23 protein-coding genes are annotated in these 26,412 nt (G+C 60.0%); 15 read left to right on the plus strand and 8 right to left on the minus strand.

Annotation, left to right across the window (positions count from 1 at the left end; translation table 11 throughout):
* Window positions 1–139: 139 nt before the first annotated feature.
* Window positions 140–2,194 carry a S9 family peptidase gene (locus tag J2Y39_RS02190; protein WP_310214798.1) on the minus strand — a complete coding sequence of 685 codons (2,055 nt, stop codon included), beginning with the start codon at window positions 2,192–2,194 and terminating at the stop codon, window positions 140–142.
* 234 nt (window positions 2,195–2,428) lie between these two features.
* On the opposite strand from J2Y39_RS02190, the gene J2Y39_RS02195 reads away from it, so the two are divergent.
* The 3 genes from J2Y39_RS02195 to J2Y39_RS02205 are packed head-to-tail and all read left to right on the plus strand — an operon-like array spanning window position 2,429 to window position 4,273.
* A complete protein-coding gene (locus J2Y39_RS02195) occupies window positions 2,429–2,926 on the plus strand; it encodes a hypothetical protein (protein WP_056783588.1) in 498 nt (165 codons plus the stop codon).
* 15 nt (window positions 2,927–2,941) lie between these two features.
* Entirely contained in the window at window positions 2,942–3,718 is a 777-nt protein-coding gene (locus tag J2Y39_RS02200; protein WP_041478844.1) for a class II glutamine amidotransferase, read from the plus strand.
* Between the two features lie 12 nt (window positions 3,719–3,730).
* Window positions 3,731–4,273 carry a DUF2937 family protein gene (locus J2Y39_RS02205; RefSeq protein WP_016771223.1) on the plus strand — a complete coding sequence of 181 codons (543 nt, stop codon included), beginning with the start codon at window positions 3,731–3,733 and terminating at the stop codon, window positions 4,271–4,273.
* 123 nt (window positions 4,274–4,396) lie between these two features.
* On the opposite strand, the gene J2Y39_RS02210 is transcribed toward J2Y39_RS02205, so the two are convergent.
* Window positions 4,397–5,308 carry a LysR family transcriptional regulator gene (locus tag J2Y39_RS02210; protein ID WP_252885523.1) on the minus strand — a complete coding sequence of 304 codons (912 nt, stop codon included), beginning with the start codon at window positions 5,306–5,308 and terminating at the stop codon, window positions 4,397–4,399.
* A 159-nt stretch (window positions 5,309–5,467) separates the two neighbouring features.
* On the opposite strand from J2Y39_RS02210, the gene J2Y39_RS02215 reads away from it, so the two are divergent.
* The 4 genes from J2Y39_RS02215 to J2Y39_RS02230 all read left to right on the plus strand — a co-directional run bounded on the left by J2Y39_RS02215 (window position 5,468) and on the right by J2Y39_RS02230 (window position 9,190).
* Entirely contained in the window at window positions 5,468–6,754 is a 1,287-nt protein-coding gene (locus J2Y39_RS02215; RefSeq protein ID WP_016771221.1) for an MFS transporter, read from the plus strand.
* 62 nt (window positions 6,755–6,816) lie between these two features.
* Window positions 6,817–7,569, plus strand: coding sequence for a 5-oxoprolinase subunit PxpA (locus J2Y39_RS02220; protein WP_310214807.1), 753 nt, complete (start codon window positions 6,817–6,819; stop codon window positions 7,567–7,569).
* Window positions 7,566–8,270: a 5-oxoprolinase subunit PxpB gene (pxpB, locus tag J2Y39_RS02225; protein ID WP_310214810.1), complete on the plus strand. Its 705-nt coding sequence runs from the start codon at window positions 7,566–7,568 to the stop codon at window positions 8,268–8,270. The genes J2Y39_RS02220 and pxpB overlap by 4 nt, the downstream gene beginning before the upstream one ends.
* Window positions 8,267–9,190: a biotin-dependent carboxyltransferase family protein gene (locus J2Y39_RS02230; RefSeq protein ID WP_310214813.1), complete on the plus strand. Its 924-nt coding sequence runs from the start codon at window positions 8,267–8,269 to the stop codon at window positions 9,188–9,190. The genes pxpB and J2Y39_RS02230 overlap by 4 nt, the downstream gene beginning before the upstream one ends.
* Before the next feature lie 88 nt (window positions 9,191–9,278).
* Here the strand turns inward: J2Y39_RS02230 and J2Y39_RS02235 are convergent, their stop codons facing one another.
* Window positions 9,279–10,457 carry a VWA domain-containing protein gene (locus J2Y39_RS02235; RefSeq protein ID WP_310214816.1) on the minus strand — a complete coding sequence of 393 codons (1,179 nt, stop codon included), beginning with the start codon at window positions 10,455–10,457 and terminating at the stop codon, window positions 9,279–9,281.
* Window positions 10,458–10,469: 12 nt separating this feature from the next.
* Window positions 10,470–11,315 carry a MoxR family ATPase gene (locus J2Y39_RS02240; protein ID WP_007911294.1) on the minus strand — a complete coding sequence of 282 codons (846 nt, stop codon included), beginning with the start codon at window positions 11,313–11,315 and terminating at the stop codon, window positions 10,470–10,472.
* A gap of 198 nt (window positions 11,316–11,513) precedes the next feature.
* Here J2Y39_RS02240 and J2Y39_RS02245 point away from each other — a divergent pair, with 198 nt between their 5' ends.
* Together J2Y39_RS02245 and J2Y39_RS02250 are read left to right on the plus strand one after the other, a co-directional pair.
* Window positions 11,514–11,744, plus strand: a complete 231-nt coding sequence (locus tag J2Y39_RS02245) for a DUF4160 domain-containing protein (RefSeq protein ID WP_305382407.1) — start codon at window positions 11,514–11,516, stop codon at window positions 11,742–11,744.
* Window positions 11,732–12,229, plus strand: coding sequence for a helix-turn-helix domain-containing protein (locus tag J2Y39_RS02250; protein ID WP_305382409.1), 498 nt, complete (start codon window positions 11,732–11,734; stop codon window positions 12,227–12,229). Before J2Y39_RS02245 ends, J2Y39_RS02250 begins: the two co-directional genes overlap by 13 nt.
* Here the strand turns inward: J2Y39_RS02250 and J2Y39_RS02255 are convergent.
* Entirely contained in the window at window positions 12,226–13,302 is a 1,077-nt protein-coding gene (locus tag J2Y39_RS02255) for a DUF748 domain-containing protein (protein WP_056783605.1), read from the minus strand. The two genes, J2Y39_RS02250 and J2Y39_RS02255, sit on opposite strands and share 4 nt — an antisense overlap.
* A 141-nt stretch (window positions 13,303–13,443) precedes the next feature.
* Between J2Y39_RS02255 and cysK the strand changes: the two genes are divergently transcribed.
* Window positions 13,444–14,418 carry a cysteine synthase A gene (gene cysK, locus J2Y39_RS02260; protein WP_310214820.1) on the plus strand — a complete coding sequence of 325 codons (975 nt, stop codon included), beginning with the start codon at window positions 13,444–13,446 and terminating at the stop codon, window positions 14,416–14,418.
* A 184-nt stretch (window positions 14,419–14,602) separates the two neighbouring features.
* Window positions 14,603–15,541, plus strand: coding sequence for an aspartyl/asparaginyl beta-hydroxylase domain-containing protein (locus J2Y39_RS02265; protein WP_252868967.1), 939 nt, complete (start codon window positions 14,603–14,605; stop codon window positions 15,539–15,541).
* Between the two features lie 46 nt (window positions 15,542–15,587).
* Here J2Y39_RS02265 and J2Y39_RS02270 read toward each other — a convergent pair whose 3' ends face one another.
* A complete protein-coding gene (locus J2Y39_RS02270; RefSeq protein ID WP_191622380.1) occupies window positions 15,588–15,764 on the minus strand; it encodes a hypothetical protein in 177 nt (58 codons plus the stop codon).
* A gap of 43 nt (window positions 15,765–15,807) precedes the next feature.
* Window positions 15,808–16,344: a hypothetical protein gene (locus J2Y39_RS02275; RefSeq protein ID WP_056783608.1), complete on the minus strand. Its 537-nt coding sequence runs from the start codon at window positions 16,342–16,344 to the stop codon at window positions 15,808–15,810.
* 446 nt (window positions 16,345–16,790) lie between these two features.
* Between J2Y39_RS02275 and J2Y39_RS02280 the strand changes: the two genes are divergently transcribed.
* Window positions 16,791–17,654, plus strand: a complete 864-nt coding sequence (locus tag J2Y39_RS02280) for a DMT family transporter (protein ID WP_310214827.1) — start codon at window positions 16,791–16,793, stop codon at window positions 17,652–17,654.
* 113 nt (window positions 17,655–17,767) lie between these two features.
* Here the strand turns inward: J2Y39_RS02280 and J2Y39_RS02285 are convergent, their stop codons facing one another.
* Window positions 17,768–18,676 (minus strand): DMT family transporter, encoded by a 909-nt coding sequence (locus J2Y39_RS02285; protein ID WP_236167958.1) that lies wholly within the window; start codon window positions 18,674–18,676, stop codon window positions 17,768–17,770.
* Between the two features lie 214 nt (window positions 18,677–18,890).
* Between J2Y39_RS02285 and aceK the strand changes: the two genes are divergently transcribed.
* The 3 genes from aceK to J2Y39_RS02300 all read left to right on the plus strand — a co-directional run bounded on the left by aceK (window position 18,891) and on the right by J2Y39_RS02300 (window position 26,322).
* Window positions 18,891–20,612, plus strand: a complete 1,722-nt coding sequence (gene aceK, locus J2Y39_RS02290; protein ID WP_071174703.1) for a bifunctional isocitrate dehydrogenase kinase/phosphatase — start codon at window positions 18,891–18,893, stop codon at window positions 20,610–20,612.
* Window positions 20,613–20,885: 273 nt separating this feature from the next.
* The gene (hrpA, locus tag J2Y39_RS02295) at window positions 20,886–24,797 is read left to right on the plus strand and encodes an ATP-dependent RNA helicase HrpA (protein ID WP_150636562.1); all 3,912 of its coding nucleotides are present in this window, start codon (window positions 20,886–20,888) and stop codon (window positions 24,795–24,797) included.
* 403 nt (window positions 24,798–25,200) lie between these two features.
* Window positions 25,201–26,322: a beta-ketoacyl-ACP synthase III gene (locus J2Y39_RS02300; protein ID WP_056783622.1), complete on the plus strand. Its 1,122-nt coding sequence runs from the start codon at window positions 25,201–25,203 to the stop codon at window positions 26,320–26,322.
* Window positions 26,323–26,412 lie beyond the last annotated feature (90 nt).

The following is a 26,412-nucleotide window of genomic DNA, read 5'->3' on the forward strand; positions in this document are numbered from 1 at the left end:
GAGCTGCCGAAGGCTGCGATCTTTTGATCTTGTCGTTCAAAACCAGGATCAAAAGATCGCAGCCTTCGGCAGCTCCTACACAGGGAATCGGTGGAGGCTTTTGGTCTGCTGTTAAGACCCAAGCCACCCACAGAGTTCCTCAGGCAATCTGCAAAACCTTGAACACAAATGCATATTCGAGCGCTACGTCACGTAATCCCTGATAGCGCCCGCTCATGCCGCCATGCCCGGCGCCCAGTTCGGTCTTGAGCAGCAGCACATTGTCGTCGGTCTTGGTTGCGCGCAATTTTGCTACCCACTTGGCCGCTTCCCAGTACTGCACGCGGCTGTCGTTGTAGCCGGCGATCACCAGCAGTGGCGGATAAGCTTGCGCGGTGACGTTTTCGTACGGTGCGTAAGCCTTGATCCGATCATAGACGTCCGGTTCTTCCGGGTTGCCCCATTCGTCGTATTCGGTGACGGTCAGCGGCAGATCGGGGTCGAGCATGGTGTTGAGCACGTCGACGAACGGCACTTCGGCAATCGCCACGCCGAACAGGTCCGGGCGCTGATTGAGTACCGCGCCGATCAGCAGGCCACCGGCGCTGCCGCCGCTGATCGCCAGTTTTTCCGCCGTGGTGATGCCGTTGAGGATCAGAAACTCAGCGCAAGCGATGAAGTCGCTGAAGGTGTTGTGTTTGTGTTCCTGCTTGCCGGCGCGATACCAGGCTTCGCCCAATTCACCACCACCGCGTACGTGAGCGATGGCGAAGGCCATACCGCGATCGAGCAGGCTCAGGCGCGCGTGAGAAAACCACGGATCGAGGCTGGAACCGTAGGCGCCGTAACCGTACAGATACAGCGGCACCGGTTTACCGACCATCTCGCGCTTCATCACCAGACTGATCGGCACCTGCGTACCGTCCGGGGCGGTCGCCCACAGGCGTTGGCTGACATAGGCGTCGGCATCAAATTGGCCGAGTACCGGGGTTTCCTTGAGCACCGTTTGCTCGCCGCTGGCAAGAATCAACTGGCGCACCTGGGCCGGGCGATTCAACGCTTCGTAGCGCAGGCGAATGCGGTCGCTCTCGAATTCCAGGCTGTTTTGCACGTGGAGGCTGTAGGCCGCATCGGGCAATTGCACGCGATACGGCGCCGAGCCCTGCGGGTGAACCTCGATGATCGGCAGGCCACCTTCGCGCAGACTCAAAGTCATCGCCTCGGTGTTGAGGCTGACACCGTCGAGCATCACTTCTTCGTTGTGCGGGATCAGGTTCCGCCAGTCGGCCTCGCTCGGCGGCACGCCAGTGTCCGGGGCCTGATACAGGGCGAAGTTGATGCCGTCGCGGTTGGTACGGATAAACCATGTCCAGACGCCATCGAGCAGGCCGTGGTCGACGTCGTATTCGTGATCTTCGACCCGTGGCGCCAGGCAGCTGAACGGCAGGTGCGGTTGGTTGGCGTCCAGCGCCCAGACTTCACTGGTGGTCTTGCTGCCCAGCGACAGCAGCAATTGCTGTTCGGAGCTGGCGCGGTAGCAATGCAGGAAGAACCGACCGTCCGGCTCGTGGAAGACTTCTTCAGCGGCGGTGCCATCGAGACGATAGCGGAACAGTTTGTGCGGGCGATGGGTGTCGTCGAGCACGCCGAAGAACAGGGTCAGGCTGTCGTTGGCCCAGGTCATGCTGCCGTCGCAGTCCTCGAATTCCAGTTCGCTGACCTTGTCGTTGGACAGCTCCTTGACGAACAGCGTGTAGATCTCGTCGCCCGAGGTATCGACGCTGTAGGCCAGGCGCTGGTGATCGGGGCTGATGCTGAAAGCACCGAGCGAGAAGAAACCGCCGTTGGCCAGCGCATTCGAGTCGAGCAACAGTTGCTCGCGGCTTTCATCGAGGGTCAGGCTGTCGTCCGCCGGGCGCGGGCAGCGGTAGTGCCGGGCATATTCGTCACCGGCGGTGGTGCGCGTGTAATAAAGGTAGGGGCCCCAGGGCGAGGGCAGGGACAGATCAGTCTCGAGAATCCGGCCCTTGATCTCGTTGAACAGGCTTTCGCGCAGCTCGGCCTGATCGGCGGTTTGCGCTTCCTGATAAGCGTTTTCAGCCTTGAGGTAGTCGAGCACCGCGTCGGTATCGCGTTCCTGCAGCCAGGCATACGGGTCGGCGCCGGGCGCCCGCTGGGCAATCGGGGCAGTCATGACATTGGCGGATTGGGGCATGGAAGGCTCTCGGACAATATTCGGAATTGGGTTTTTCGCAGGTCTTGAAAGCGCCGCAGCCCGTGTGGGAGCGAGCCTGCTCGCGAAAGCGGTGTGTCAGGCAGTTGTTGCAACTGACAGTCCGTATTCGCGAGCAGGCTCGCTCCCACAGGGGCGGCTGCTGGCCGTCTGGTATTGGGACAAGCCGCATGGGCGAAAAGTCGTTACTATAAGCGCCTATTTGCCTGCCTTGCCATGGACACCATGACCGAGAACGACTATCTGATCGCCTGGGGCCTTTACGCCTTTGCCGCCGTGGGCTGCCTGCTGGTATGGATGCGCCTGACCACCTGGATGTGGCGTTGGCTGCGCGAGCCGCTGCGTGTGCTGATGGCGGTGTTGCTGTTCAGCCCGACCATCGTCGATCCGGTGAAAGCCAAAGTTGCACCGGCCATCGCCATCACCGCCCTGGACATGCTGTTCAAGGTCGGCAACAACGCCTGGCGCGCGGTTTCCGATCTGTTCATGTACGGCATGATCGCCTTCGGGGTGTATCTGGTTTTCGTCTTGATCCGCCTGCCGATCGAGCGTGCCTCGGTAGCACGGCGTGAACGCGCCGAGGCAGCCAAGGCCGCCGCCCGTGCCGAAGAGCGCGACGATGATCAACCGTTCGGTGGCGCCGGTGACGACCGCTACGGTCGCCCGCCAGTACCGAACAATCCGCAGCGCATGCGGGTCGAGCCGCGTCTGTAACCCGAGAGTCCGCACATGTGTGAATTACTGGGCATGAGTGCCAACGTGCCGACCGACATCGTGTTCAGCTTCACCGGCCTGATGCAGCGTGGCGGACGCACCGGCCCGCACCGCGACGGCTGGGGCATTGCCTTCTACGAAGGGCGGGGCCTGCGTCTGTTTCAGGACCCGGCAGCGAGCAGCGAGTCGGAAGTTGCCAACCTGGTGCAGCGTTATCCGATCAAGAGCGAAGTGGTCATCGGCCATATTCGCCAGGCCAACGTCGGCAAGGTCTGCCTGTCCAACACCCACCCGTTCGTCCGCGAACTGTGGGGGCGCAACTGGTGTTTCGCGCACAACGGCCAGCTCGCTGACTTCACTGCGATCAAGAGTTTCTACCGACCGGTCGGCGATACCGACAGCGAAGCGGCGTTCTGCGATTTGCTCAACCGGGTACGCGCAGCCTTCCCCGAGCCGGTCGATATCGAAGTGCTGCTGCCGGATCTGGTCGCAGCGTGCGCCGAATATCGCAGCAAAGGCGTGTTCAATTGCCTGCTCAGCGACGGTGACTGGCTGTTCTGTTACTGCTCGACCAAACTCGCCCAGATCACCCGCCGCGCACCGTTCGGCCCGGCGCGGCTCAAGGATGTCGATGTGATCGTCGACTTCCAGGCCGAAACCACGCCCAACGACGTGGTCACGGTGATTGCCACCGAGCCTTTGACCGAAAACGAAACCTGGACCCGTTACGAACCGGGCCAATGGAGCCTGTGGCGACGCGGCGAATGCGTCAGCCAGGGCAAGACCGAATAAGGATTTGCACCCATGTTGCTCAGTTATCTACGGCTGGTGTTGTTTGCGGCGGGCCTGTTGATCGGTGTCCAGGTGCCGGGGTTCATCAACGATTACGCCCAGCGTGTCGAAGCGCACCTGATCGAAGCGCAGACCGGTCTGCGTGGTTTCCAGGGCACGGCGGATCAGTTTTTCAAAGGCGATATGCAGGCGCTGGTCGCACATTACCGTGCCAGCGAAGACCCGATTTTTCGCAGCGATGCCGACAGCCTGAACACCTTGCTCACCCGCCAGGTCGCGCTGGACAAGCAATTCCAGGCGATGCAAGGCCCGTGGTATGTGCGCTTCCTGCAAGTGGTGCTGGCCGCCGATCCGGATATTCGCAAGGAAACCTGGAACGGCTACAGCTACCAGATCCTGCTGACGCCAGAGGCGATGATCTGGGGCATGAGCGGCGCGTTGCTGCTGTCGTTCGGCATCGAATGCCTGTTCCGCCTGATCGACTGGGTCGTCCTCGGCGGCCGCCGCCTGCGCCAGAGCCGGCCGATCGAAGATCGGGACGTGCGTGGCCTCTGAGATCAGCGCAGTAAGGATCGTTCCTACGCTCTGCGTGGGAATGCCTCATCGGACGCTCCGCGTTCGGCTTTCGAGGGACGCGGAGCGTCCCGGGCTGCATTCCCACGCGGAGCGTAGGAACGATCAACTTAACGCGATGTAGTCCTTGCCCACCTTGTGCGCATACCCCGCTAGCACCTGCTGACACAACGTCACGATCTCTTCGACCCACTCAACCCCGACCCGCCACGACACCACCACCGGCAGATTCGCCGGCCGCTGCTCGATGTCGAGCACGATCAATTCGCCACGCGCCAGCTCCTCGGTCACCAGCACCGGCGGCAGCGCGCCGATACCGAAGCCGTCGCGCAACAACCGGGTGATCGCCGACACCGAGTTCACGCAATTCAAGCGTGGCGCCATGACGCCGCTGGCCTGCATCAGCGCGACGATATCCTGATGCGGTCGTGAGTTTTTCGAGTAGGTGATGATCCGCTCCTGCGCCAGTTCGGCGAGGTCGGCGTAGTCGCGGTTGTAGATCGAATTGCTGGCGACAATCCAGCCCAGCGGATGGCTCGCCAGCTCGAGGCTGCGCACGCTTTCGTGACGGACCAGATCGGTTTGCAGAACCAGATCAAGGAAGCCTTTTTGCAGTTGATCGCAGAGGTTCAGCGCGGTATCCGCGACCAATTCGATTTCCACCCGTGGGTACAGATCGGTCATCTGCGCCACCAGCGGGCTCAGCCAGGTATGGATCACTGTGTCCATCACGCCGATACGCACCCGGCCGACCTTGCTCGAACGGGTCTCGATCGACTGCTTCAGCGCCGCCATGGTGTCGAGCATCTGCTCGGCATAGTCCAGCACTTTCAGGCCTTCCGGGGTCAGGCTGACGCCGCGTGAGTCGCGCAAAAACAGCTTTACGCCCAGCTCGCCTTCGAGCACTGCAATGCGGCTGGAAATCGATGCCTGGGTGGTGAACAGCTTGTCAGCGGTCAGGCGAAAACTCTTCAGACGCGCGACCCAGACAAAGGTCTCGAGAAACTTCAGATTCATGGACAAGGCTCGAGTGACAAATTTTTCTTATGCCTAAGGCGGGTTTTTATTCGTTGGACGGCGCAGGGCAGGGCGACGAAAAATCGGCGCATCCGGTTCCCACGATAGGCGTCGTCGGAGCTTCGAACAAGACCAATAAAAGCCCTGCGGAGATTTGCCATGAGTGCTCCCGACACCCTTCCTTTATCCAAGCCTGCGGCGCGCCCCGGGCCTTTCGACTGGTATCGCAACATCAACCAGCAGGAGCGCCGCACGTTCTGGAGCTGCAAGATCGGTTACGGCCTGGATGGCATGGACACGCAGATGCTCAGCTTCGTCGTGCCGACGCTGATCGCGATGTGGGGCATCACCACGGGCGAAGCGGGACTGATTCACACCAGCACCCTGATCGCCTCGGCCATCGGCGGTTGGGTCGCCGGGATTCTCTCCGACCGCATCGGCCGTGTGCGCACCCTGCAACTGACGGTGCTGTGGTTCGCCTTCTTCACCTTCCTCTGCGGCTTCGCGCAAAACTACGAACAATTGTTGATCGCCCGCACCCTGATGGGCTTCGGTTTCGGCGGTGAATGGACCGCTGGCGCAGTGTTGATCGGTGAAGTGATTCGCGCTAAGGATCGCGGCAAAGCGGTGGGCATGGTGCAATCCGGCTGGGCGCTGGGTTGGGGCCTGACGGCGATTCTGTACGCGCTGCTGTTTTCGGTGTTGCCAGCGGAAGATGCCTGGCGCGCGCTGTTCATCCTTGGCATCGTGCCGGCGATATTCGTGATTTTTGTCCGTCGCCTGGTGAAAGATCCGGAGATATATCGCGAAGCCAAAGCCGCGCAAACTCCGGAAAACCCGGCGAAGTTCTACGAGATCTTCGCACCGGGCATGCTCTTCACCACGTTTCGCGCTTCTTTGCTGACCACCGGTGCGCTGGGCGGCTACTACGCGATCACCTCCTGGCTGCCGACTTTCCTCAAGAACGAGCGCGGTTTGAGCGTGCTCGGCACCGGTGGTTATCTGGCGATGGTGATCGTCGGTTCCTATGTCGGTTATGTGATCAGCGCGTATCTGACCGACCTGCTGGGGCGGAAAAAGAACTTCATTTTGTTTGCCGTCGGCTCGTTCACCATCGTTCTGCTCTACACGCAGATGCCGGTCAGCAATGGCGTGATGCTCTGGCTGGGCTTTCCGCTGGGCTTCTTCGCCTCGGGGATTTTCAGCGGCATGGGCGCGTTTCTGACTGAATTGTTTCCTACGCGGATTCGCGGCTCGGGCCAGGGTTTCTGCTACAACATCGGCCGCGCACTGGCGGCGTTGTTCCCGCTGTTGATCGGCCTGCTCAGCCAGAAAGTGCCATTGAGCATGGGCATCGGCGCCTTCGCGGCGGTGTCCTATGGCGTGGTGATTCTGGCGGCGCTGAGCCTGCCGGAAACCCGTGGCAAGCAACTCGACGCGCAGTAACTGATACCCTGCGCAGAAGTCTCCTACAGATAAAAAGACCAGCAGCTACAGGAGTGTTCACCGTGAGCCGCCTGCTATTGAATTGCGACATTGGCGAGAGCTTCGGCAGCTGGACCATGGGTCTGGACACCGAAGTCATGCCCTTCATCGATTGCGCCAACGTTGCCTGTGGTTTCCATGCCGGCGACCCGAGCATCATGCGCAAAACCGTGGCGCTGGCGCTCGAGCACGGCGTGCAGATTGGCGCGCACCCGGCCTATCAGGATCTGGTCGGATTCGGCCGACGCTCCATGGCGTATTCCGCGCAAGAGCTGCAAGACATCCTGCATTACCAGATCGGTGCCCTCGACGGCATCTGCAAGGCGCAGGGCGGACGCGTGAGCTACGTCAAACCCCACGGCGCGATGTACAACGACATGATGGCCAACCCGGCGCAATTGCGTGCGGTGGTGCAGGCCGTGGCCGCTTATGATCGCAATCTGCCGCTGATGTTGATGGCGACCCGAGACAACGCTGCGGCGCAGCAAATTGGCGATGAATACGGCGTAACGCTGTGGTTTGAAGCGTTCGCCGACCGTGCCTACGACAGCGCCGGCCGGCTGGTCTCCCGGCAATTGCCGGGCGCCGTGCATCACGATGCCGAAAAAATCATCGAGCAAGCGCTGACCATCGCCGATGGCGGCGCGCTCACCGCCAGCGATGGCAGCACCTTGATCCTGCGCGCCAATACATTGTGTGTACACGGCGACAACGCCAGTTCCGTGGCTGCGGTGCAGCGCATTCGCCAAGCCTTGCAGCAGTCGAGTGCGTCATGAACCCACGGATTGAAGTGGTGGCGCTCGACTGCCTGATGCTGCGTCTGTTCGATGAAATCGCCGAAGCCAACATGCCGTGGCTGCTCGCCGCCAGCGAGCGTTTGCGCACGGCGTTTGGTGCACAGTTGATCGATCTGGTGCCGTCCTATACGACGTTGATGGTGCATTACGACCTGACGCTGTTGAGTCCTGCTCAGGCGCGTGACTTGATCGCCGAAGCGCTGATCGATCTGGCGCCGAATGCGCGCCGTGCCGGGCAGTGTCACGTCTTGCCGGTCTGGTACGACTTGAGTGTCGGCCCGGAATTGAGCCTGTTGGCCGAACGCAGCGGGCTGGCGGTGAAGGAGGTGATTCGTCGCCACAGCGCACGGGAATATCAGGTGTTCGCCCTTGGCTTTGCGCCGGGTTTTGCCTTCATGGGCCTGGTCGAAGAAATGCTCGCCGCGCCGCGCTTGAGCACGCCGCGCAAGAAAGTTGCCGCCGGCAGCGTGGGCATCGCTGAGCGGCAGACGGCGGCTTATCCGGTAGTTTCACCTGGTGGCTGGAACCTGATCGGGCGCACCCCGGCGCAACTGTTTGATCGCCATCGCGACGGCTACAGCCTGATGCAACCGGGCGACACGGTGCGCTTCGAAGCCGTCGATCACGCCGAATTCATACGCTTGGGCGGCGATGACACACCACTGGAGGCGTTGGCATGAGTCGATTGACGATCGAAGCCAGCACACCGCTGTGCCTGTTGCAGGATGCCGGGCGGTTTGGCGTGCGGCATCTGGGCGTGACCCAGGGCGGCGCGGCGGATTGGTGTTCGATGAGCTGGGCCAATTGGCTGCTCGGCAATGAGCTGGATGCAGCAGTGGTTGAAATCACCCTCGGCGGGTTTGCTGTTGTGGCTGAAGAGGATTGCCTGCTGGCGCTGGCGGGAGCGGATCTCGGCGCGCAGATCGACGGCCAGCCGCTGGCGCCGTGGCGCAGTTTCAAATTGGCGAAAGGCCAGACATTGCGGTTCACGCAGCCTTTGCTCGGCGCCCGGGCGTATCTGGCCGCGCCCTTTGGGTTTACTGCGCCCAAGGTACTGGGCAGCAGTGCCACGGTGGTGCGCGAAGAATTGGGCGGGCTTGATGGCATGGGCCTTCCGCTCGCCAAAGGGGCGGTGCTCGGTTACAGCGGCGAAGCGTTGGCAGTACGGGAAATGCCTTCGGCGCTGCGGCCGGATTTCAAAATGCACGCGCCTTTGGATTTGGTGCTCGGCGCACAGATCGGCCAGTTCAGCGGGCAGAGCCTGTTCGATGTCTTCAACAGCGCCTGGACCATCGACAGTCGCGCCGACCGCATGGGCATCCGCCTGCTCGGCTCGGCGTTGCAATATCAGGGCGCGCCGATGATCTCCGAGGGGATTCCGTTGGGCGCGGTGCAGGTGCCGCCCGATGGCCAACCGATCGTGTTGCTCAACGATCGCCAGACCATTGGCGGATACCCGCGCCTGGGCGCGTTGACGCCGCTGGCGTTGGCACGATTGGCGCAATGCCTGCCGGGAGCGAAGGTGAGATTGAGGCCGGTAGTGCAGGACGTCGCGCACCGCGAGCATGTCGAGTATTTGCAGCGCTTCAAAGATCGCTAAAAGCTTCGCGAGCAGGCTCGCTCCCACAGGTAAAAGCATTCCAATGTGGGAGCGAGCCTGCTCGCGAAGGCGTTCGTCGAGTTAACGATTATTTGGAAAGAAACCGCATCCCTTCTTCAAGCCCGCGCAGCGTCAGCGGATACATCTGATCCTCGATCAGATCGCGGACGATGTTGGTCGACGAGGTATAGCCCCAGGTCTCCTTCGGATACGGGTTGATCCAGATGAGCTTCTTGTATTTTTCCATGAAGCGCTGCATCCACACGTAACCCGGCTCTTCGTTCCAGTGCTCGACGCTGCCACCGGCCTGGGTGATTTCATAAGGCGCCATGGCGGCGTCACCGATAAAGATCACTTTGTAGTCGGCGCCGTATTTATGCAGCAGATCCTGGGTCGAGGTGCGTTCGGAAGTGCGGCGCATGTTGTTCTTCCACACTGATTCATAAATGAAGTTGTGGAAGTAGAAATACTCAAGATGCTTGAACTCGGTCTTGCAGGCCGAGAACAATTCCTCGCAGATCTTTACGTGCGCGTCCATCGAACCGCCGATGTCGAACAACAGCAACAGCTTCACCGTGTTGCGCCGTTCCGGGCGCATCTGGATATTCAGCAGGCCGGCGTCCTTGGCGGTGTGGTCGATGGTGCCGTCAATGTCGAGTTCTTCCGCCGCACCCTGACGGGCGAACTTGCGCAGACGACGCAGGGCGACCTTGATGTTGCGCGTGCCCAGTTCCACCGAATCGTCGAGGTTCTTGTACTCGCGCTGATCCCAGACCTTGACCGCTTTGCCCTGACGCTTGCCGGCATCGCCAACGCGGATGCCTTCCGGGTTGAAACCGCCGGAACCGAACGGGCTGGTGCCGCCGGTGCCGATCCATTTGTTGCCGCCGGCGTGACGTTCCTTCTGTTCTTCCAGACGCTTCTTGAATTCCTCGATGAGCTTGTCCAGCCCGCCAAGGGACTGGATCTGCGCGCGTTCTTCGTCGCTCAGCGAACGCTCGAATTCCTTGCGCAGCCAGTCTTCGGGAATCAGCGCCTGCAAGTGATCGTCGAGTTTCTCCAGGCCATTGAAGTAGGCACCGAACGCGCGGTCGAACTTGTCGAAATGGCGCTCGTCCTTCACCAGAATCGCCCGCGACAAATAATAGAACTCGTCGATGTCGGCGAAGGTCACGCGCTGTTTCAGCGCGTTGATCAGGTCGAGCAGCTCGCGTACCGACACCGGTACCTTGGCTGCACGCATTTCGTTGAACAGGTTGAGCAACATGGCAGCAGCCTCTTAGCGGGTGCCGCGCCGGCTCATGAACGCCAGGCGCTCAAGCAGTTGCACGTCCTGTTCGTTCTTCACCAGCGCGCCTGCCAGCGGCGGAATGGCCTTGGTCGGATCGCGCTCGCGCAGCACCGCTTCGCCGATGTTGTCGGCCATCAGCAGTTTCAGCCAGTCGACCAGCTCGGACGTCGAAGGCTTTTTCTTCAGGCCCGGTACCTTGCGCACGTCGAAGAACACGTCGAGCGCTTCGCTGACCAGGTCCTTTTTGATGTCCGGGTAGTGCACGTCGACGATTTTCTGCAGGGTAGTGCGGTCGGGGAAAGCGATGTAGTGGAAGAAGCAGCGGCGCAGGAAGGCGTCCGGCAGCTCTTTCTCGTTGTTGGAAGTAATGATGATGATCGGGCGCTTCTTGGCCTTGATGGTCTCGTCGATCTCGTAAACGTAGAACTCCATCTTGTCGAGTTCTTGCAACAGGTCGTTGGGGAACTCGATGTCGGCCTTGTCGATTTCGTCGATCAGCAGAATCACCCGCTCTTCGGACTCGAAGGCTTCCCAGAGCTTGCCTTTCTTCAAGTAGTTGCGCACGTCGTGGACTTTTTCATTGCCCAGCTGCGAGTCGCGCAAACGGCTGACCGCGTCGTACTCGTACAGACCCTGATGGGCCTTGGTGGTGGACTTGATGTGCCAGGTGATCAGCTTGGCCCCGAACGACTCGGCCAGTTGCTCGGCGAGCATGGTCTTGCCGGTGCCCGGCTCACCCTTGACCAGCAGCGGCCGTTCCAGGGTGATGGCGGCGTTGACCGCCAGCTTCAGGTCATCGGTGGCGACGTAGGCCTGGGTGCCTTCGAACTTCATCTGCAAATCCTCGAACGGTAACGCTGACCTTGCGGGCAGGGCGGGGCGAATAATCGGATGCCCGACTATAACGCGCACGCCGGTCGACTGTGAACGCAGACGGCTTATTCAGTCTCTGAATGGAGCGTCACATGTTGACTCAGTCTCGGCGGATGGCCAGTATTTCGGTATCGCCGATTTGGCGATAGCTTGTGATCCATGTCTACTAAATACCGATTTCGCGATAAATACCGCATACAACTGCGTGAGAAAGATCACCCACCGCCCCATGTCCACCTGACCGGTGGCGGCGTTGACGTGATACTCAGCCTGGAAACGATCGAAGTCATGATGGGTAAGGCCCCGCCGCTGATCGTCAAAGAAGCGTTGGCTTGGGTGGGCGCACATCAGGCGCAACTACTGAAGGAGTGGAAACGATGTTACCCATGAAACGGCCGCGTCTGCGATCTGCGCACGTCCTGTCGGATTTCAGGTTGGCGCTGACATTTATCAATGGTCAGGAACTGACAGTTGGTTTGGGGATGGATATTCATACTTATCCAGGTCTGCGGCCACTGCTTGATCGCGAAGTCTTTGCGACTGCCGTAGTCGGGGACGAGGGTTGGATCGTTGAATGGGTTGAACCCGACGTACAGATCGGTGCAGACACCTTGTATATGGATGCGCTAGCGCAAAATGCCCAGGATGAGAACACGCGCATTTTTATCGATTGGCGCGCCCGTACCGGACTTTCTCTCAATGATGCGGCCGAAGCGCTCGGTGTGAGCGCTCGCAGCATCAGCCGTTACAGCAATGGGCGTGAAGCAGTGCCACGTTCTTTGGCCTTGGCCTGCCTGGGCTGGGATTCGCTGCAACAGCGTTCATCGATAGCGGCCGAAGACACAGGTCGATATGTCGTCAACCGCAAAAATTAACCCTCATCCGGCTTCGGCCGCTCATATCGCGCATTGAATGCCTGGATGAAGCCATTGCGCAAAATCTGCAAAAACGCTTCGAAGGCGTTGACGTTCTGCTGGTGAACATTGCCGCTGAGTTCGACGCGAGTGGCGAACTGGTTTTTGTTCTGGTTTTTCAGCACGGTCTCGGTGCCGCCGACCAGCGCTTCCCAGATTGAGCGGAACAGGCCTTTGTTCTTGTTTTCGACGTCCTGCTGCCAGTTGAATACGTCGACGTCGCGCAGCAGGGGTTTGATGTAGCCGGTGAGTCGGGCTTTCTCTGCCTTCGCTTCGATAACCACGTCGCCGTGGCCGGCGTTGAAGTCGAACTTGCCGTAGGCGGCGGCGAAGTCGTTCATGCGTTTGAGCTCGATGTCGCGAGCGCGCAGACGGAATTCAAAGTCTTCGAAGTTGCTCAGCGGATCGAAGGTGGCGGTGGTTTCCAATGGCGCGTGGCCCAGCAGCAAGGCCTTGCCTTCAAAGCGGGCGTCGCGTTTGCCTTCCTTGTCGACCACATTGGTCAGGTTGTAGATGCTGGCGTTGACGTTGCTGGCGTTCATGTTCACCGGCGGCTTGGAATTGAAGTTGCGGAAGGTGATACGGCCGTCGTTGATCTGCACTTCATCGAGGGTGATCGGCAGCAGCTTGCCCAATTGTTCACGCCAGTCGGTGCCCTGACCGGTTTGCGAGTTCTGCTTGTTGGGGCCACCGTCGACGAAGTTGATTTCGGGATTGAGGAATTGCACCTGCGCGACCACGGCATGGTCGTACCACAACGAATGCCAGCTCACCGACAGATCGATCAACGGCGCATCGACGAACGGCACCGGGACCTTGCCATCGACCTTGACGATCTTCAGGCCGTTGATTTTGTAGGCGCCGCGCCATAGCGCGAGATCGACATCGGTGATCTGTCCACGGTAATCGCCCATGTCCGCGAGCTTGTCATTGAGGTAGTCGCGTACCAGATAGGGCAGGGCGAAATGCAGGGCGACCAGCAGCACCACGACACCCGCCAGGGTCCAGAGCGGCCAGCTGTAACGACGTTTCATGCCATTGTTCCTTCAAGAGTGTGGCTTGACGATTCAAAGCGATTGACTCCGCGCGTTTGCAGACGTTCGACCCGACTGGACTGTGATCGGCAACGGGCTTACCTTGGAAGGCTGAATTCAACGCTGCATAAGGACCCAGCCATGAGCCGTATTTACGCTGACAACGCCCACTCCATCGGTAATACGCCGCTGGTCCAGATCAACCGCATCGCGCCGCGCGGGGTTACGATTCTGGCCAAGATCGAGGGGCGCAATCCCGGTTACTCGGTCAAATGCCGAATCGGCGCCAACATGATCTGGGACGCCGAAGGCAGCGGCAGACTCAAGCCGGGCATGACCATTGTCGAGCCGACTTCCGGTAACACCGGTATCGGTCTGGCCTTCGTTGCCGCTGCGCGGGGCTACAAGTTGATGCTGACCATGCCGGCATCGATGAGCATCGAGCGCCGCAAGGTTCTTAAAGCCTTGGGCGCGGAACTGGTGTTGACCGAGCCGGCCAAGGGCATGAAGGGCGCCATCGAGAAAGCCGTGGAAATCGTCGCCAGCGATACCGATAAATATTTCATGCCGGCGCAATTCGATAACCCGGCCAACCCGGCGATTCACGAAAAGACCACCGGCCCGGAAATCTGGAACGACACCGACGGCGCCGTGGATGTGCTGGTGGCAGGCGTCGGCACCGGCGGAACCATTACCGGTGTCTCGCGGTATATCAAGAACACCGCCGGTAAACCGATTCTGTCCGTGGCTGTCGAGCCGGCATCTTCGCCCGTCATCACCCAGGCTCTGGCCGGTGCCGAAATCAAGCCGAGCCCGCACAAGATACAGGGCATTGGCGCCGGTTTTGTGCCGAAGAATCTTGATCTGTCGATGGTCGATCGCGTCGAGCAGGTGACCGATGAAGAATCCAAGGCCATGGCTTTGCGCCTGATGCAGGAAGAGGGGATTTTGTGCGGAATTTCCTGCGGTGCTGCCATGGCGGTGGCGGTGCGTCTGGCGGAGAAACCAGAGATGCAGGGTAAAACCATCGTCGTGGTGCTGCCGGATTCGGGTGAGCGTTACCTGTCGAGCATGCTGTTCAGTGACCTGTTTACCGAGCAGGAGAACCAGCAGTAAGCCTGTTGATTCAGGTCAGCCGAGGTTCAGGTGCTGCATGTTAATAAAGGCTTTGTTGCGTAATGCTTAACACTGAATCTTGCGTCAGGCGGGTTTTTCCGCAGGCCGGTAGTGTTTATCATGGCCGGCTGCCATGCCGGGTAAAGGGCATTGCGCAGCGTTGTCTTTATTCAAGGAGTTGTTGATGACCGTTTCGTTTGCCGCCAAGGCGTTTGTGCTGTTGCTGTTTCTGGGCAGCACGCTCTATGTGCATTTGCGCGGCAAGGCGCGTTTGCCGGTATTGCGCCAGTTCGTCAACCACTCCGCGCTGTTCGCGCCCTACAACGCGTTGATGTACCTGTTTTCCGCAGTGCCATCCAGACCGTATCTGGATCGCAGCAAGTTTCCGGAACTGGATGTTCTGCGCGACAACTGGGAAACCATCCGCGACGAAGCCATGCACCTGTTCGACGAAGGCTACATTCGCGCTGCCGAAAAGAATAACGATGCCGGTTTCGGTTCGTTTTTCAAGAAAGGCTGGAAGCGTTTCTATCTGAAGTGGTACGACAAACCGTTGCCATCGGCCGAAGCCCTGTGCCCGAAAACCGTGGCGCTGGTCAGCGCCATTCCCAACGTCAAGGGCGCGATGTTTGCGCTGCTGCCGGGCGGCAGTCACCTCAACCCGCACCGCGATCCGTTCGCCGGCTCGCTGCGCTATCACCTCGGTTTGTCGACGCCCAACTCCGATGATTGCCGGATCTTCGTCGACGGTCAGGTCTATGCCTGGCGCGACGGCGATGACGTGATGTTCGACGAGACCTACGTGCACTGGGTCAAGAATGAAACCGCTCAGACTCGAGTGATTCTGTTCTGTGACATCGAACGTCCGCTGAGCAACCGCTTGATGACCCGGATCAACCGCTTCATCAGCGGCTGGCTCGGCCGCGCCACCGCGCCGCAGAATCTTGATGACGAACGCGTTGGCGGCATCAACCAGGCTTATGCCTGGAGCAAGAACTTCAGCGACCGTTTCAGCGGCGTGGTCAAGCAGTGGAAGCGCCGCCATCCCAAGGCCTACAGGGTAATGCGCCCGGTGCTGGCGGTGCTGGTGCTGACGATGCTGGGGTACTGGTTGTTTGGCTGAGGCTGGATCAGACAATAGAAAACCGCTCTTTGGGAGCGGTTTTTCATTAGCGGAAGGAAAAGGACGACCCGGCTAATGCGCCGCTTGGCTCTTCAACGGCTGGATTGACCAGTGCATTCCTGATGCGATGCATCTCGGTTTCAGATAATTCAACAGATGGCTGCTTTTTCTCCATCTTTCTGGATTTGAAGTTTGATGCTTTCTTTTCAACGACAGCTTTCATGGGATCTCCCACGTTGATCACTAAATGAGCAGGTGCTCAGATACTAGACTTGGTCAATACGCTTCACAAGACGGCCCTCAGAGTCGAATTCGAAACCCAGTTGACGGTATAGAGGTATAGCTCCCGAAAGAGGCTCCTGAATTTCGATTTGCTGGCTGCCGATGATACGTGCGAAATGAGTGACGGCAGTCAGGGCGAAGGTCGCTATGCGGCCCTTGAGCGGGTGTTCGTTTGGGTGCCCCTCAAGACGCACAATTTTGACTCTCAGTCGGCTTTGGTTCGGATTGGCGAAACAAAGTCCGCACAGTTCACGATCAAACCAGATTGCCAGATCGAAGCTCATTGGTTCTTTGGCTTTCCATCGGACAATTTCCTCCCAGCAGAAATGCGGATCGAGCCATTGCTCATAAGCTTTCATGGCGGACGCATCAATAGCCTCGAAGCGAACCTTGGAATAATCAACGTCAACAATTGCGCGCGCCTCGAGTTCGCTGTGTAGCTTCGCAAATGTAACTGCCGCCCGCTTCCTCGCCTCCGACCGATAAACCTGATACCGCAAATACGTCCGTTTCCTTGGCATATGATCTCTTGCATTCCATGTCTCCTGACAATCCGTTGCCACGCCAATAACCCTAACCACCCGGCACCAGACTGTCGCTACCGGCCCTTCGCCCAAGTCATTGCAATCTGTGTCCCGGGCTGGTTATAGTCAGCCCGGTTGAGCGCCATGCTCACGCCTTCATTTCCTCAATAAAGATCAGCATCCATGCCTGCATCCCTCATCAACGCGGTAGTCGATTCAGCGGTCAACGCTGGCGTCGTGCCGTGCGGGAATCGGCAGTCTGTGCAGATCAGTCATTACCCTCCACCTGTCAGTAGCACGCCGGTGTGCGCAGTCGTTTCGCCGCCGGGCGTTGGTGTGCGGGGTTGATCGGCAGTTTCTGCTGACCCCTGCGCCCGCCAGAACAACCTACTGAATTTCAGCTTCGGCTGAGTTGGCTTCTTGCCTGACTACAGGTGGTATTCATGTTTGTCCTTTCGAAACAATCCGCGCTCGCGGCGACGTCCACGAGCCTGTTCGTTCTGCTGTGGAGCAGCGGGGCGATTTTCTCTAAATGGGGCCTGGCCCATGCTTCGCCCTTTGCCTTTCTGCTGATTCGCTTTGCCATCGCCGTGTGCGGGCTGGTCTTGCTGGCGCCGCTGCTCAAACTCAAGTTGCCCAAGGGCGGCAAACCGATGCTGTTTGCGATCGCCACCGGCGTGGTGCTGTTGGGCGCCTATCAGATCTTTTATCTGCTGGCGCTGGACTGCAAAGTCACGCCGGGGGTGATGGCCACTCTGATGGGCGTTCAGCCGATTCTCACCGTGGTGCTGATGGAGCGCCAGCGTTCGGCGAGCCGCCTGTTCGGCCTGACGCTGGGGCTGACAGGGCTGATCATGGTGGTTTATCAGGGCATCGGTCTGGCCGGAATGTCCTGGGCTGGCATGTTGTTCGGTTTGCTGGCGCTGGCGAGCATGACGCTCGGCTCGATCATGCAAAAACGCATCACCGACAATCCGCTCGGTACGCTGCCAGTGCAGTACCTGGCCGGCCTGTTGCTGTGCGCGGTGTTCGTACCGTTCCAGCCGTTTCACTTCGAGCACAGCGCAGGCTTTATTGTCCCGGTGTTATGGATGGGCCTGGTGGTGTCGGTGCTGGCGACGCTGTTGCTGTATCGACTGATCGCGCGGGGCAATCTGGTGAATGTCACCAGCCTGTTCTATCTGGTGCCGGCGGTGACGGCTGTGATGGATTACCTGATTTTCGGTAATCGTCTGGCGGCGTTGAGCGTGTTGGGAATGCTGCTGATTATTGTTGGATTGGTATTTGTGTTCCGTAAAACCGGATAGCCGATAGGCAGGTGGCGCTTGTTGCGCCGCCTTTCGCGAGCAGGCTCGCTCCCACATTGGAATGTATTTTTCTGTGGGAGCGAGCCTGCTCGCGAATATCTGCGGCAGAAAATCTAACGGACTGACACCTTTGCAGGCCTCACCACTGCCGGCTTCAACACCAGCCACAACGCCGCCGCAATCAGCACCCCGCCATAAATGTGCGCCATCGACAACGGCTCATCCAGCAACAACGCCCCCCACAACACGCCGAACGGCGGGATCATGAAGGTCACGGTCATCGATTTCACCGGGCCGATCGAGCTGAGCAGGCGGAAATAGATGATGTAGGCAAACGCCGTGCAACCCAGGCCCAGGCCGAGCAGCGACAGCCAGACCTGCCAGCCGCCCCAGCTGACCGGCGGCGCAGTGATCACGCTGTAGGCGAACAGCGGCAGCAAAAACAACGTCGCCCCGAGCATGCTGCCCAATGCCGACAAACGGCTGTCCAGCCCACCGGCCTGATCCAGCCAGCGCCGCGCGAGGAAACCGGCAAAGCCATAACAAGTGGTCGCCAGCAGGCACGCGACCGCGCCCATCAGCAGTTGCAGGTCGAAGGCCACGGGACCGGCGCGTGTCAGCACGCCGACGCCGAACAGGCCGAGGAACACACCGCCCAGCTTGGCAATCGTCAGTTTCTCGCTGAAGAACAAACCGCCAATCAACACGCCCATCAGCGGCGTGGTGGCGTTGAAGATCGCCGAATAGCCGGCCGGCAATACCTGGGCGGCAACCGAATACAGCGTCGCCGGAATCCCCGAGTTGATCACGCCCAGTAGCATCACGGTCTTCAGCTTGCCCTTGAAGTCCCAGCTGATGCGCATCAGCCCAAGGATCACCAGCAGCCCGGCGGCCGCAATCGACACGCGAAAGAACCCGGTCGGGATCGTGCCGATCACCGGGGCAATAATGCGCATGAACAGAAAACTCGCGCCCCAGATAGCGGCCAGCGACAACATGCGGAAAATATCGACAGGGCTCACGGCGGGCTCCTTGCTTGATCGGGACGAGAGTGTTGCCGAGCGTCCGGATCATGGCAACCGCTATTCGGGCTTTTAATTCTGTCTTGGGATTAACCTGCGCGAGAAACACCGTCAACGGTCAGCGCTGTATCGGTTTTGGCAGAAATTGCGCTTTTCCTGCGAGCGCTTCCGTGACTAAGCTCAGACCAACCGAATTCCCGCCGAGGTTTCATTTATGTCGCAGCAATGGCCAGCCACCGAGATCGCCCGGATGATCCTCGCCGGCTTCGACGATTACCGCGAGCATTTCCGCCGCATCACCGATGGCGCGCGGGAGCGCTTCGAACAGGCGCGCTGGCAGGAGGCGCAGGCCGCGTCGGCGGCGCGGATCAGTCTGTATGAGGAAAAGGTCGGCGAAACCGTCGCTCGCCTGCGCGAGTATTTCGACGAAGAGACCCTGATGAACGTCAGCTGCTGGCCGCTGGTGAAAAGCGCCTATATCAGTGTCATCGACCTGCGCTTCGACGATGAGCTGTCCGAAACCTGGTACAACTCGATTTTCTGCGGGCTGTTCAGCCACGACCTGATCAGCGACGGCTGCATGTTCATCCACACCACGCGTCCTAGCCTGCGCCGTGCCCGCGCCGCGCAAACCCGTACGTACAAGCCGCAGGGCCAGTTGTCCGGGATGCTCGCCAGCATCTTCGCCGATTACCGCTTCAGCGAGGATTACGCTGATTTGCCCGGCGACTTGCTGCGGCTCGAAGCGCAATTGCGCGAGAACCTGCCGGACTGGGTGTGCAAGGACCCGGAGCTGAGTGTCGAGCTGTTTTCCTCGGTGCTTTACCGCAACAAGGGCGCGTATCTGGTCGGACGCATCTACACCCGCGACGAGCAATGGCCGCTGGTGATTCCGTTGTTGCACCGCGAAGGTCGGGGCATTCAGATCGATGCGTTGATCACCGACGAAGCCGATGTGTCGATCATCTTCTCTTTCACCCGTTCGTATTTCATGGTCGATGTCCCGGTGCCGGCGGAGTTCATCGGTTTTCTGCGGCGCATCCTGCCGGGCAAGCACATCGCCGAGCTGTACACCTCGATCGGCTTCTACAAGCACGGCAAGTCGGAATTTTACCGCGCGCTGATCAATCACCTGGCCAACACTGACGACCAGTTCATCATGGCCCCGGGCGTGCGCGGCATGGTCATGAGCGTGTTCACTTTGCCGGGTTTCAACACCGTGTTCAAAATCATCAAGGACCGTTTCTCACCGTCGAAGAACGTCGACCGCGCCACGGTGATCGAAAAATATCGACTGGTGAAAAGCGTCGATCGGGTTGGGCGTATGGCCGATACCCAGGAGTTTGCCGATTTTCGTTTTCCGCTGAGCAAGTTCGATCCGGCGTGCCTCGAAGAACTGCTCGAGGTGGCGCCGTCCACGGTTTCGGTCGAAGGCGAAACCGTGCTGATCCGCCACTGCTGGACCGAACGCCGGATGACGCCGCTCAACCTGTATCTGGAAAATGCCAACGACGCCCAGGTACGTGAAGCGCTTGAGGATTATGGCCTGGCAATCAAGCAGCTGGCGGCGGCGAATATTTTTCCCGGGGATATGCTGCTGAAAAACTTCGGCGTCACCCGTCACGGGCGCGTGGTGTTTTACGATTACGACGAAATCTGTTTCCTGACCGAAGCCAACTTCCGCCACATCCCGCAACCGCGCACGCCGGAGGACGAAATGGCCTCTGAGCCGTGGTACTCCATCGGCCCGCTGGACGTTTTTCCCGAAGAGTTTCCGCCGTTCCTGTTTGCCGATGCCGGACAGCGCAAGCTGTTCGATCAGTTGCATGGCGAGTTGTACAACGCCGATTACTGGAAGGGCTTGCAGGAGGCGATTCGGGCGGGGAAGGTCATCGACGTCTTCCCATACCGGCGCAAGGGCCTCGACAACGAGTAGCTCTTTTAAAAGCCCCTCACCCCAGCCCTCTCCCAGAGGGAGAGGGAGCTGACCGAGGTGTCTTGGGTCAAACGCCGACCTGAAAGAGCTCGGCGATTATGGATTCGGCAAAGCTCTTTCAGGTCGATGTACCTTTGAAGCATCCCCCAATCGGTCCCCTCTCCCTTTGGGAGAGGGCTAGGGTGAGGGTCGCAATCCCCCTGACACGCCACAACCCCCCCAAATCTGCGACAATCCGCCCCTGCATAAATAGACGACCGAATTGCCTACCCGATGACCGACGAATCGCCCTCCATCGACAAACTGCTGAAAAACCTCGATCACGCTATGCTCGCCGACCGTCACCGGCTGCGGCGGCAGTTGCTTGAGCTGCGCAAGAAACCCGACGAGGCCAAACTGGCCCAGTGGGTGACGCGCATGCAGGCGTCCTGTGATCAGGTACTGGCGCGTCGCGCGAGCCTGCCGGTGATTCGTTACGACGACAGTTTGCCGATCGCGGCCAAGCGCGACGAAATCAAAAAGGCCCTGGAGCAACATCAGGTGCTGATCATCGCCGGCGAAACCGGTTCGGGCAAAACCACCCAGTTGCCGAAAATCTGTCTGGAAATCGGTCGTGGCCAGCACGGTCTGATCGGCCATACCCAGCCGCGTCGGATCGCCGCGCGCAGTGTGGCCAGTCGCGTCGCCGAAGAACTCGGCACGCCGCTTGGAGCGCTGGTCGGCTATCAGGTGCGTTTCGAAGATCAAAGCGATGCCAACACCCTGATCAAACTGATGACCGACGGCATTCTGCTGGCGGAAACCCAGAACGACCGCTACCTCGAACGCTACGACACGATCATCGTCGACGAAGCCCACGAACGCAGCCTCAACATCGATTTCCTCCTCGGTTACCTGAAAACCCTGCTGCCACGCCGTCCCGACCTGAAGGTCATCATCACGTCGGCGACCATCGATCTGGAGCGCTTCTCCAAGCACTTCGATGACGCGCCGATCGTCGAAGTGTCGGGGCGTACTTTCCCGGTGGAAACCTGGTACCGGCCGCTGACCCTGGAGCAGGACGAGGAGGGCAACCGGGTCGAGGATGACCTGACCGTCGATCAGGCAATTCTCGCCACTCTCGACGAAATCGCCGCGTATGAGCGCAGCGAACGGCGCAGTCCGGGGGATGTGCTGGTGTTCCTGCCCGGCGAGCGCGAGATTCGCGACGCCGCCGACATGTTGCGCAAGGCCCAGCTCAAGCACACTGAAATCCTGCCGCTGTACGCGCGCCTGTCGCCGGCTGAACAGCAGCGGATTTTCCAGTCGCACCCGGGCCGCCGTGTAGTGCTGGCGACCAACGTCGCCGAAACCTCGCTGACCGTGCCGGGCATTCGTTACGTGATCGACAGCGGCACCGCGCGCATCAGTCGCTACAGCTATCGGGCCAAGGTGCAGCGCTTGCCGATCGAAGCGATTTCCCAGGCCAGCGCCAATCAGCGTAAAGGTCGCTGCGGGCGGGTCGAGCCGGGTATCTGCGTGCGTTTGTACAGCGAAGAGGATTTCCTCGGCCGCCCGGAATTTACCGATCCGGAAATTCTGCGCACCAACCTCGCCGCCGTTATTTTGCAGATGCTCCATCTGCGCCTCGGCGAAATCACCGCGTTCCCCTTTATCGAACCGCCGGACGGCAAGGCGATCAGCGACGGTTTCAACCTGCTGCAAGAGCTTTCGGCAGTGGATCGCAACAGTCAGCTGACCCCGCTCGGTCGCCAGTTGGCGCGCTTGCCGGTCGACCCGCGCATGGGCCGCATGCTCCTGGAAGCGGCCAGGCTCGGCAGCTTGCAGGAAGTGCTGATCGTCGCCAGCGCCATGTCGATTCAGGACCCGCGCGAGCGTCCACCGGAGCGTCAGCAAGCGGCGGATCAGGCCCATGCACAATGGAAGGACCCGGATTCGGACTTCGCCGGGCTGGTCAATCTGTGGCGTGGTTTCGAAGAGCAACGTCAGGCGCTGACCGCCAACCCGCTGCGCAACTGGTGCCGGAAGAATTTCCTCAATTACCTGCGCTTGCGCGAGTGGCGTGATTCTCACCGTCAGTTGAGCCTGATCTGCCGCGACATGCAGCTGAGCCTGAACAAAGAGCCGGCGGATTATCCGAAGCTGCACAAAGCGGTACTGGTCGGCTTGCTCAGCCAGATTGGCCAGAAAACCGAAGACGGCGATTACCTCGGGGCGCGGCAGCGGCGCTTCTGGATTCATCCGTCGTCGGGCATCGGCAAGAAGCGTCCGCAGTGGCTGATGACCGCCGAACTGGTGGAAACCACCAAGCTGTACGCGCGCATGGTCGCCAAGATCGACGCCGACTGGATCGAGCCGCTGGCCGGGCACCTGATCAAGAAAAACCATTTCGAGCCGCATTGGGAGAAGAAGCGCGGTCAGGTCGTAGCCTATGAGCAGATCACCCTGTTCGGCCTGATCGTGGTCGGTCGCCGCCCGGTGCATTACGGCCCGGTCGATCCGGTGGTGTCGCGTGAGCTGTTTATCCGCGAAGGCCTGGTGCGCGGCGAGATTCAGTCGCGGGCCAAATGCCTGAGCGCCAATCAGAAACTGCTCGAGCAGCTCGACGAACTGGAAGCCAAGGCTCGCCGTCGCGACATTCTCGCCGACGAAGAAACCTTGTACGCCTTCTACGATGCGCGTCTGCCGGCGGAGATCCACCAGACCGCGACCTTCGACAGTTGGTACAAGGTCAACAGCCAGAAAGACCCGCAGCTGCTGATCATGCGCGAAGAAGACGTGCTGGCCCGCGAGGCCAGTGAAGTCACCGCCCGTGATTACCCGGACACCCTGCACATCGGCGATCTGGAACTGGCGCTTACCTACCATTTCGAACCCAATCACCCGCGCGACGGCGTGACCTTGCGCGTGCCGGCGCCGTTGCTGCCGATGTTGCCGCCGGAGCGTCTGGAATGGCTGGTACCGGGCCTGATCGAGGCCAAGTGCATTGCCCTGGTGCGCAACCTGCCGAAAGCCCTGCGCAAGAACTTCGTGCCGGTGCCGGACTTCATCAAGGCCGCGTTGCAGCGCATGACTTTCGCCGAAGGTTCGCTGCCGCAAGCGCTCGGTCGCGAGCTGCTGCGCATGACCGGCGCGCGGGTCAGCGATGAAGCGTGGGCGGAAGCGGCGCAGCAGGTTGAAAGCCACCTGCGCATGAACCTGGAAATTGTCGACGGCGAGGGCAAGTTCCTTGGCGAAGGCCGCGATCTGGCTGAGCTGACCGCACGCTTCGCCGAAGCCAGCCAGGCCGCGCTGGCGGTGCCGCAGAGTGCGAAAAGTCAGCAGCCGGTGGAGGCGAAAGTCTTTGCGCCGGTAGCAGAAAAGACCCAGCAGAAGATCGCCGGGCTGTCGATGACGGTGTACCCGGCGCTGGTGGAAGAGGGCGGCGCGGTCAAGGAAGGGCGCTTCTCGACCCCGGCCGAAGCCGAGTTCCAGCATCGTCGGGCCTTGCAGCGTTTGTTGATGCAGCAACTGGCCGAGCCGGCGAAATTCCTCCGGGGCAAGTTGCCGGGGCAGACTGAACTGGGCCTGCTGTATCGCGAACTGGGCCGCGTCGATGCGCTGGTCGAAGACATTCTGCTGGCCAGCCTCGACAGCTGCATTCTCGAAGGTGAAGACCCGTTGCCCCGCGATGGCGCCGGATTGGCGGCATTGGCCGAACGCAAACGCGGCAACTGGACCGAGCACGCCGAGCGCGTCGCGCGGCTGACGCTGGAAATCCTCAAGATCTGGCACGGTCTGCAAAAACGCTTCAAGGGCAAGATCGATCTGGCGCAAGCGGTGGCGTTGAACGACATCAAGCAGCAGATCGGCAATCTGGTTTATCCAGGCTTCGTCCGCGAGACGCCGATGCAGTGGCTCAAGGAGTTGCCGCGTTACCTGAAAGCGGTCGAGCAGCGTTTCGAGAAACTCGGCGCACAGGTGCAGAAGGATCGCGTCTGGAGTGGCGAACTCGCTGGCCTGTGGGCGCAATACCAGACCCGCGCGGCCAAGCATGCGCAGGAAGGCAAGCGTGATCCGCAGCTGGAGTTGTACCGCTGGTGGCTGGAGGAATACCGCGTGTCGTTGTTTGCTCAGCAGTTGGGGACGAAAGTGCCGATCTCCGACAAGCGCCTGAGCAAACAGTGGAGTCAGGTCGAGCCCTGACCTGCAGCCATACACAATCCCCCTGTGAAAGCGGGCTTTGTGGCGAGGGGATTTATCCCCGTTGGGTGGCGAAGCCGCCCCAAAAACTGCAACCTCGGTTCATCAGCTATACCGAGCGTGGTGGGTTGGCGACTGCTTCGCAGTCGAACGGGGATAAATCCCCTCGCCACAGAGTTGAGTTCATATGGTGAATGGCAGTTGTGCTTGAGAACGGCGCCAAAACCTCGGGTTTATGGCAAACTTCGCCACCATAACCCGCCGTTTCGCGACCCAGAGCCTTCGGCCGTGTCGCGCTGCGGAATAAAACGATGCCAGGTTTGCGTCCCCCGGATGGGAATAGACCCTTTGCGTGTTGGTACGACGGTTCCAGCACTTTCTGCCTGAACAGATTAGAGAAACGACCATGCATAACGTCGTCATCAGCGGCACCGGCCTGTACACACCGGCCAACAGCATCTCCAACGAAGAGCTGGTGCAGTCTTTCAATACCTACGTCGCCCAGTTCAACGCCGATAACGCCGAGGCCATTGCCAGCGGTGAAGTCCAGGCCCTGACAGAATCCAGCGCTGCGTTCATCGAAAAAGCCTCTGGCATCAAGAGCCGCTTTGTCATGGACAAGGACGGCATCCTCGATCCGCAACGCATGGCCCCGCGCTTGCCCGAGCGCTCCAACGACGAATGGTCGGTGCTCTGCCAGATGGCCGTTGGCGCAGCCGAGCAAGCCTTGCAGCGAGCCGGCAAAACCGCAGCCGACATCGACGGCGTGATCGTCGCCTGCTCCAACCTGCAACGCGCTTACCCGGCCATCGCCATCGAAGTCCAGGAAGCGTTGGGCATCGAAGGTTTTGGTTTCGACATGAACGTGGCGTGTTCTTCCGCCACCTTCGGCATCCAGGCCGCCGCCAACAGCGTGCAACTGGGCCAGGCGCGGGCGATCCTGATGGTCAACCCGGAGGTCTGCACCGGGCACCTGAACTTCCGTGATCGCGACAGCCATTTCATCTTCGGCGATGCCGCGACTGCGGTGATCATCGAACGCGCGGATCTGGCGACCTCCGCGTACCAGTTCGACGTGGTCAGCACCAAATTGCTGACCAAGTTCTCCAACAACATCCGCAATAACTTCGGCTTCCTCAACCGCGCGGCGGAAGAGGGCATCGGTGCCCGCGACAAGCTGTTCGTGCAGGAAGGCCGCAAGGTGTTCAAGGATGTCTGCCCGATGGTCGCCGAGCTGATTGGCGAGCACCTGGAAGAGAACCAGCTCAACGTTGGCGACGTGAAGCGTTTCTGGCTGCACCAGGCCAACCTGAGTATGAACCACTTGATCGTGCGCAAGCTGCTCGGCCGCGAAGCTACCGAAGAAGAAGCTCCGGTGATTCTCGACAGCTACGCCAACACCAGCTCGGCCGGTTCTGTCATTGCTTTCCATAAATATCAGGATGATCTGGCCTCGGGTTCGCTGGCGGTGCTCAGCTCCTTCGGTGCCGGTTATTCGATCGGTAGCGTGTTGCTGCGCAAGCGCTGAAACAGGTTAATTTCCCCTTAATCGCGTCGATCTTTCCTACATCCGAAGCGATTGAAACGCTGTAATTTTTCGGACGTCGCGGCAGGTGCA

Source organism: Pseudomonas sp. 2957 (assembly GCF_031456345.1).
Lineage (GTDB): Bacteria > Pseudomonadota > Gammaproteobacteria > Pseudomonadales > Pseudomonadaceae > Aquipseudomonas > Aquipseudomonas siliginis.

Coding starts and splice junctions, on each gene's coding strand:
- J2Y39_RS02190 (WP_310214798.1), bottom strand. CDS start 2,194: ATGCCCCAATCCGCCAATGTCATGACTGCCCCGATTGCCCAGCGGGCG.
- J2Y39_RS02195 (WP_056783588.1), top strand. CDS start 2,429: ATGGACACCATGACCGAGAACGACTATCTGATCGCCTGGGGCCTTTAC.
- J2Y39_RS02200 (WP_041478844.1), top strand. CDS start 2,942: ATGTGTGAATTACTGGGCATGAGTGCCAACGTGCCGACCGACATCGTG.
- J2Y39_RS02205 (WP_016771223.1), top strand. CDS start 3,731: ATGTTGCTCAGTTATCTACGGCTGGTGTTGTTTGCGGCGGGCCTGTTG.
- J2Y39_RS02210 (WP_252885523.1), bottom strand. CDS start 5,308: ATGAATCTGAAGTTTCTCGAGACCTTTGTCTGGGTCGCGCGTCTGAAG.
- J2Y39_RS02215 (WP_016771221.1), top strand. CDS start 5,468: ATGAGTGCTCCCGACACCCTTCCTTTATCCAAGCCTGCGGCGCGCCCC.
- pxpB (WP_310214810.1), top strand. CDS start 7,566: ATGAACCCACGGATTGAAGTGGTGGCGCTCGACTGCCTGATGCTGCGT.
- J2Y39_RS02230 (WP_310214813.1), top strand. CDS start 8,267: ATGAGTCGATTGACGATCGAAGCCAGCACACCGCTGTGCCTGTTGCAG.
- J2Y39_RS02235 (WP_310214816.1), bottom strand. CDS start 10,457: ATGTTGCTCAACCTGTTCAACGAAATGCGTGCAGCCAAGGTACCGGTG.
- J2Y39_RS02240 (WP_007911294.1), bottom strand. CDS start 11,315: ATGAAGTTCGAAGGCACCCAGGCCTACGTCGCCACCGATGACCTGAAG.
- J2Y39_RS02245 (WP_305382407.1), top strand. CDS start 11,514: ATGTCTACTAAATACCGATTTCGCGATAAATACCGCATACAACTGCGT.
- J2Y39_RS02250 (WP_305382409.1), top strand. CDS start 11,732: ATGTTACCCATGAAACGGCCGCGTCTGCGATCTGCGCACGTCCTGTCG.
- J2Y39_RS02255 (WP_056783605.1), bottom strand. CDS start 13,302: ATGAAACGTCGTTACAGCTGGCCGCTCTGGACCCTGGCGGGTGTCGTG.
- cysK (WP_310214820.1), top strand. CDS start 13,444: ATGAGCCGTATTTACGCTGACAACGCCCACTCCATCGGTAATACGCCG.
- J2Y39_RS02265 (WP_252868967.1), top strand. CDS start 14,603: ATGACCGTTTCGTTTGCCGCCAAGGCGTTTGTGCTGTTGCTGTTTCTG.
- J2Y39_RS02270 (WP_191622380.1), bottom strand. CDS start 15,764: ATGAAAGCTGTCGTTGAAAAGAAAGCATCAAACTTCAAATCCAGAAAG.
- J2Y39_RS02275 (WP_056783608.1), bottom strand. CDS start 16,344: ATGCCAAGGAAACGGACGTATTTGCGGTATCAGGTTTATCGGTCGGAG.
- J2Y39_RS02280 (WP_310214827.1), top strand. CDS start 16,791: ATGTTTGTCCTTTCGAAACAATCCGCGCTCGCGGCGACGTCCACGAGC.
- aceK (WP_071174703.1), top strand. CDS start 18,891: ATGTCGCAGCAATGGCCAGCCACCGAGATCGCCCGGATGATCCTCGCC.
- hrpA (WP_150636562.1), top strand. CDS start 20,886: ATGACCGACGAATCGCCCTCCATCGACAAACTGCTGAAAAACCTCGAT.
- J2Y39_RS02300 (WP_056783622.1), top strand. CDS start 25,201: ATGCATAACGTCGTCATCAGCGGCACCGGCCTGTACACACCGGCCAAC.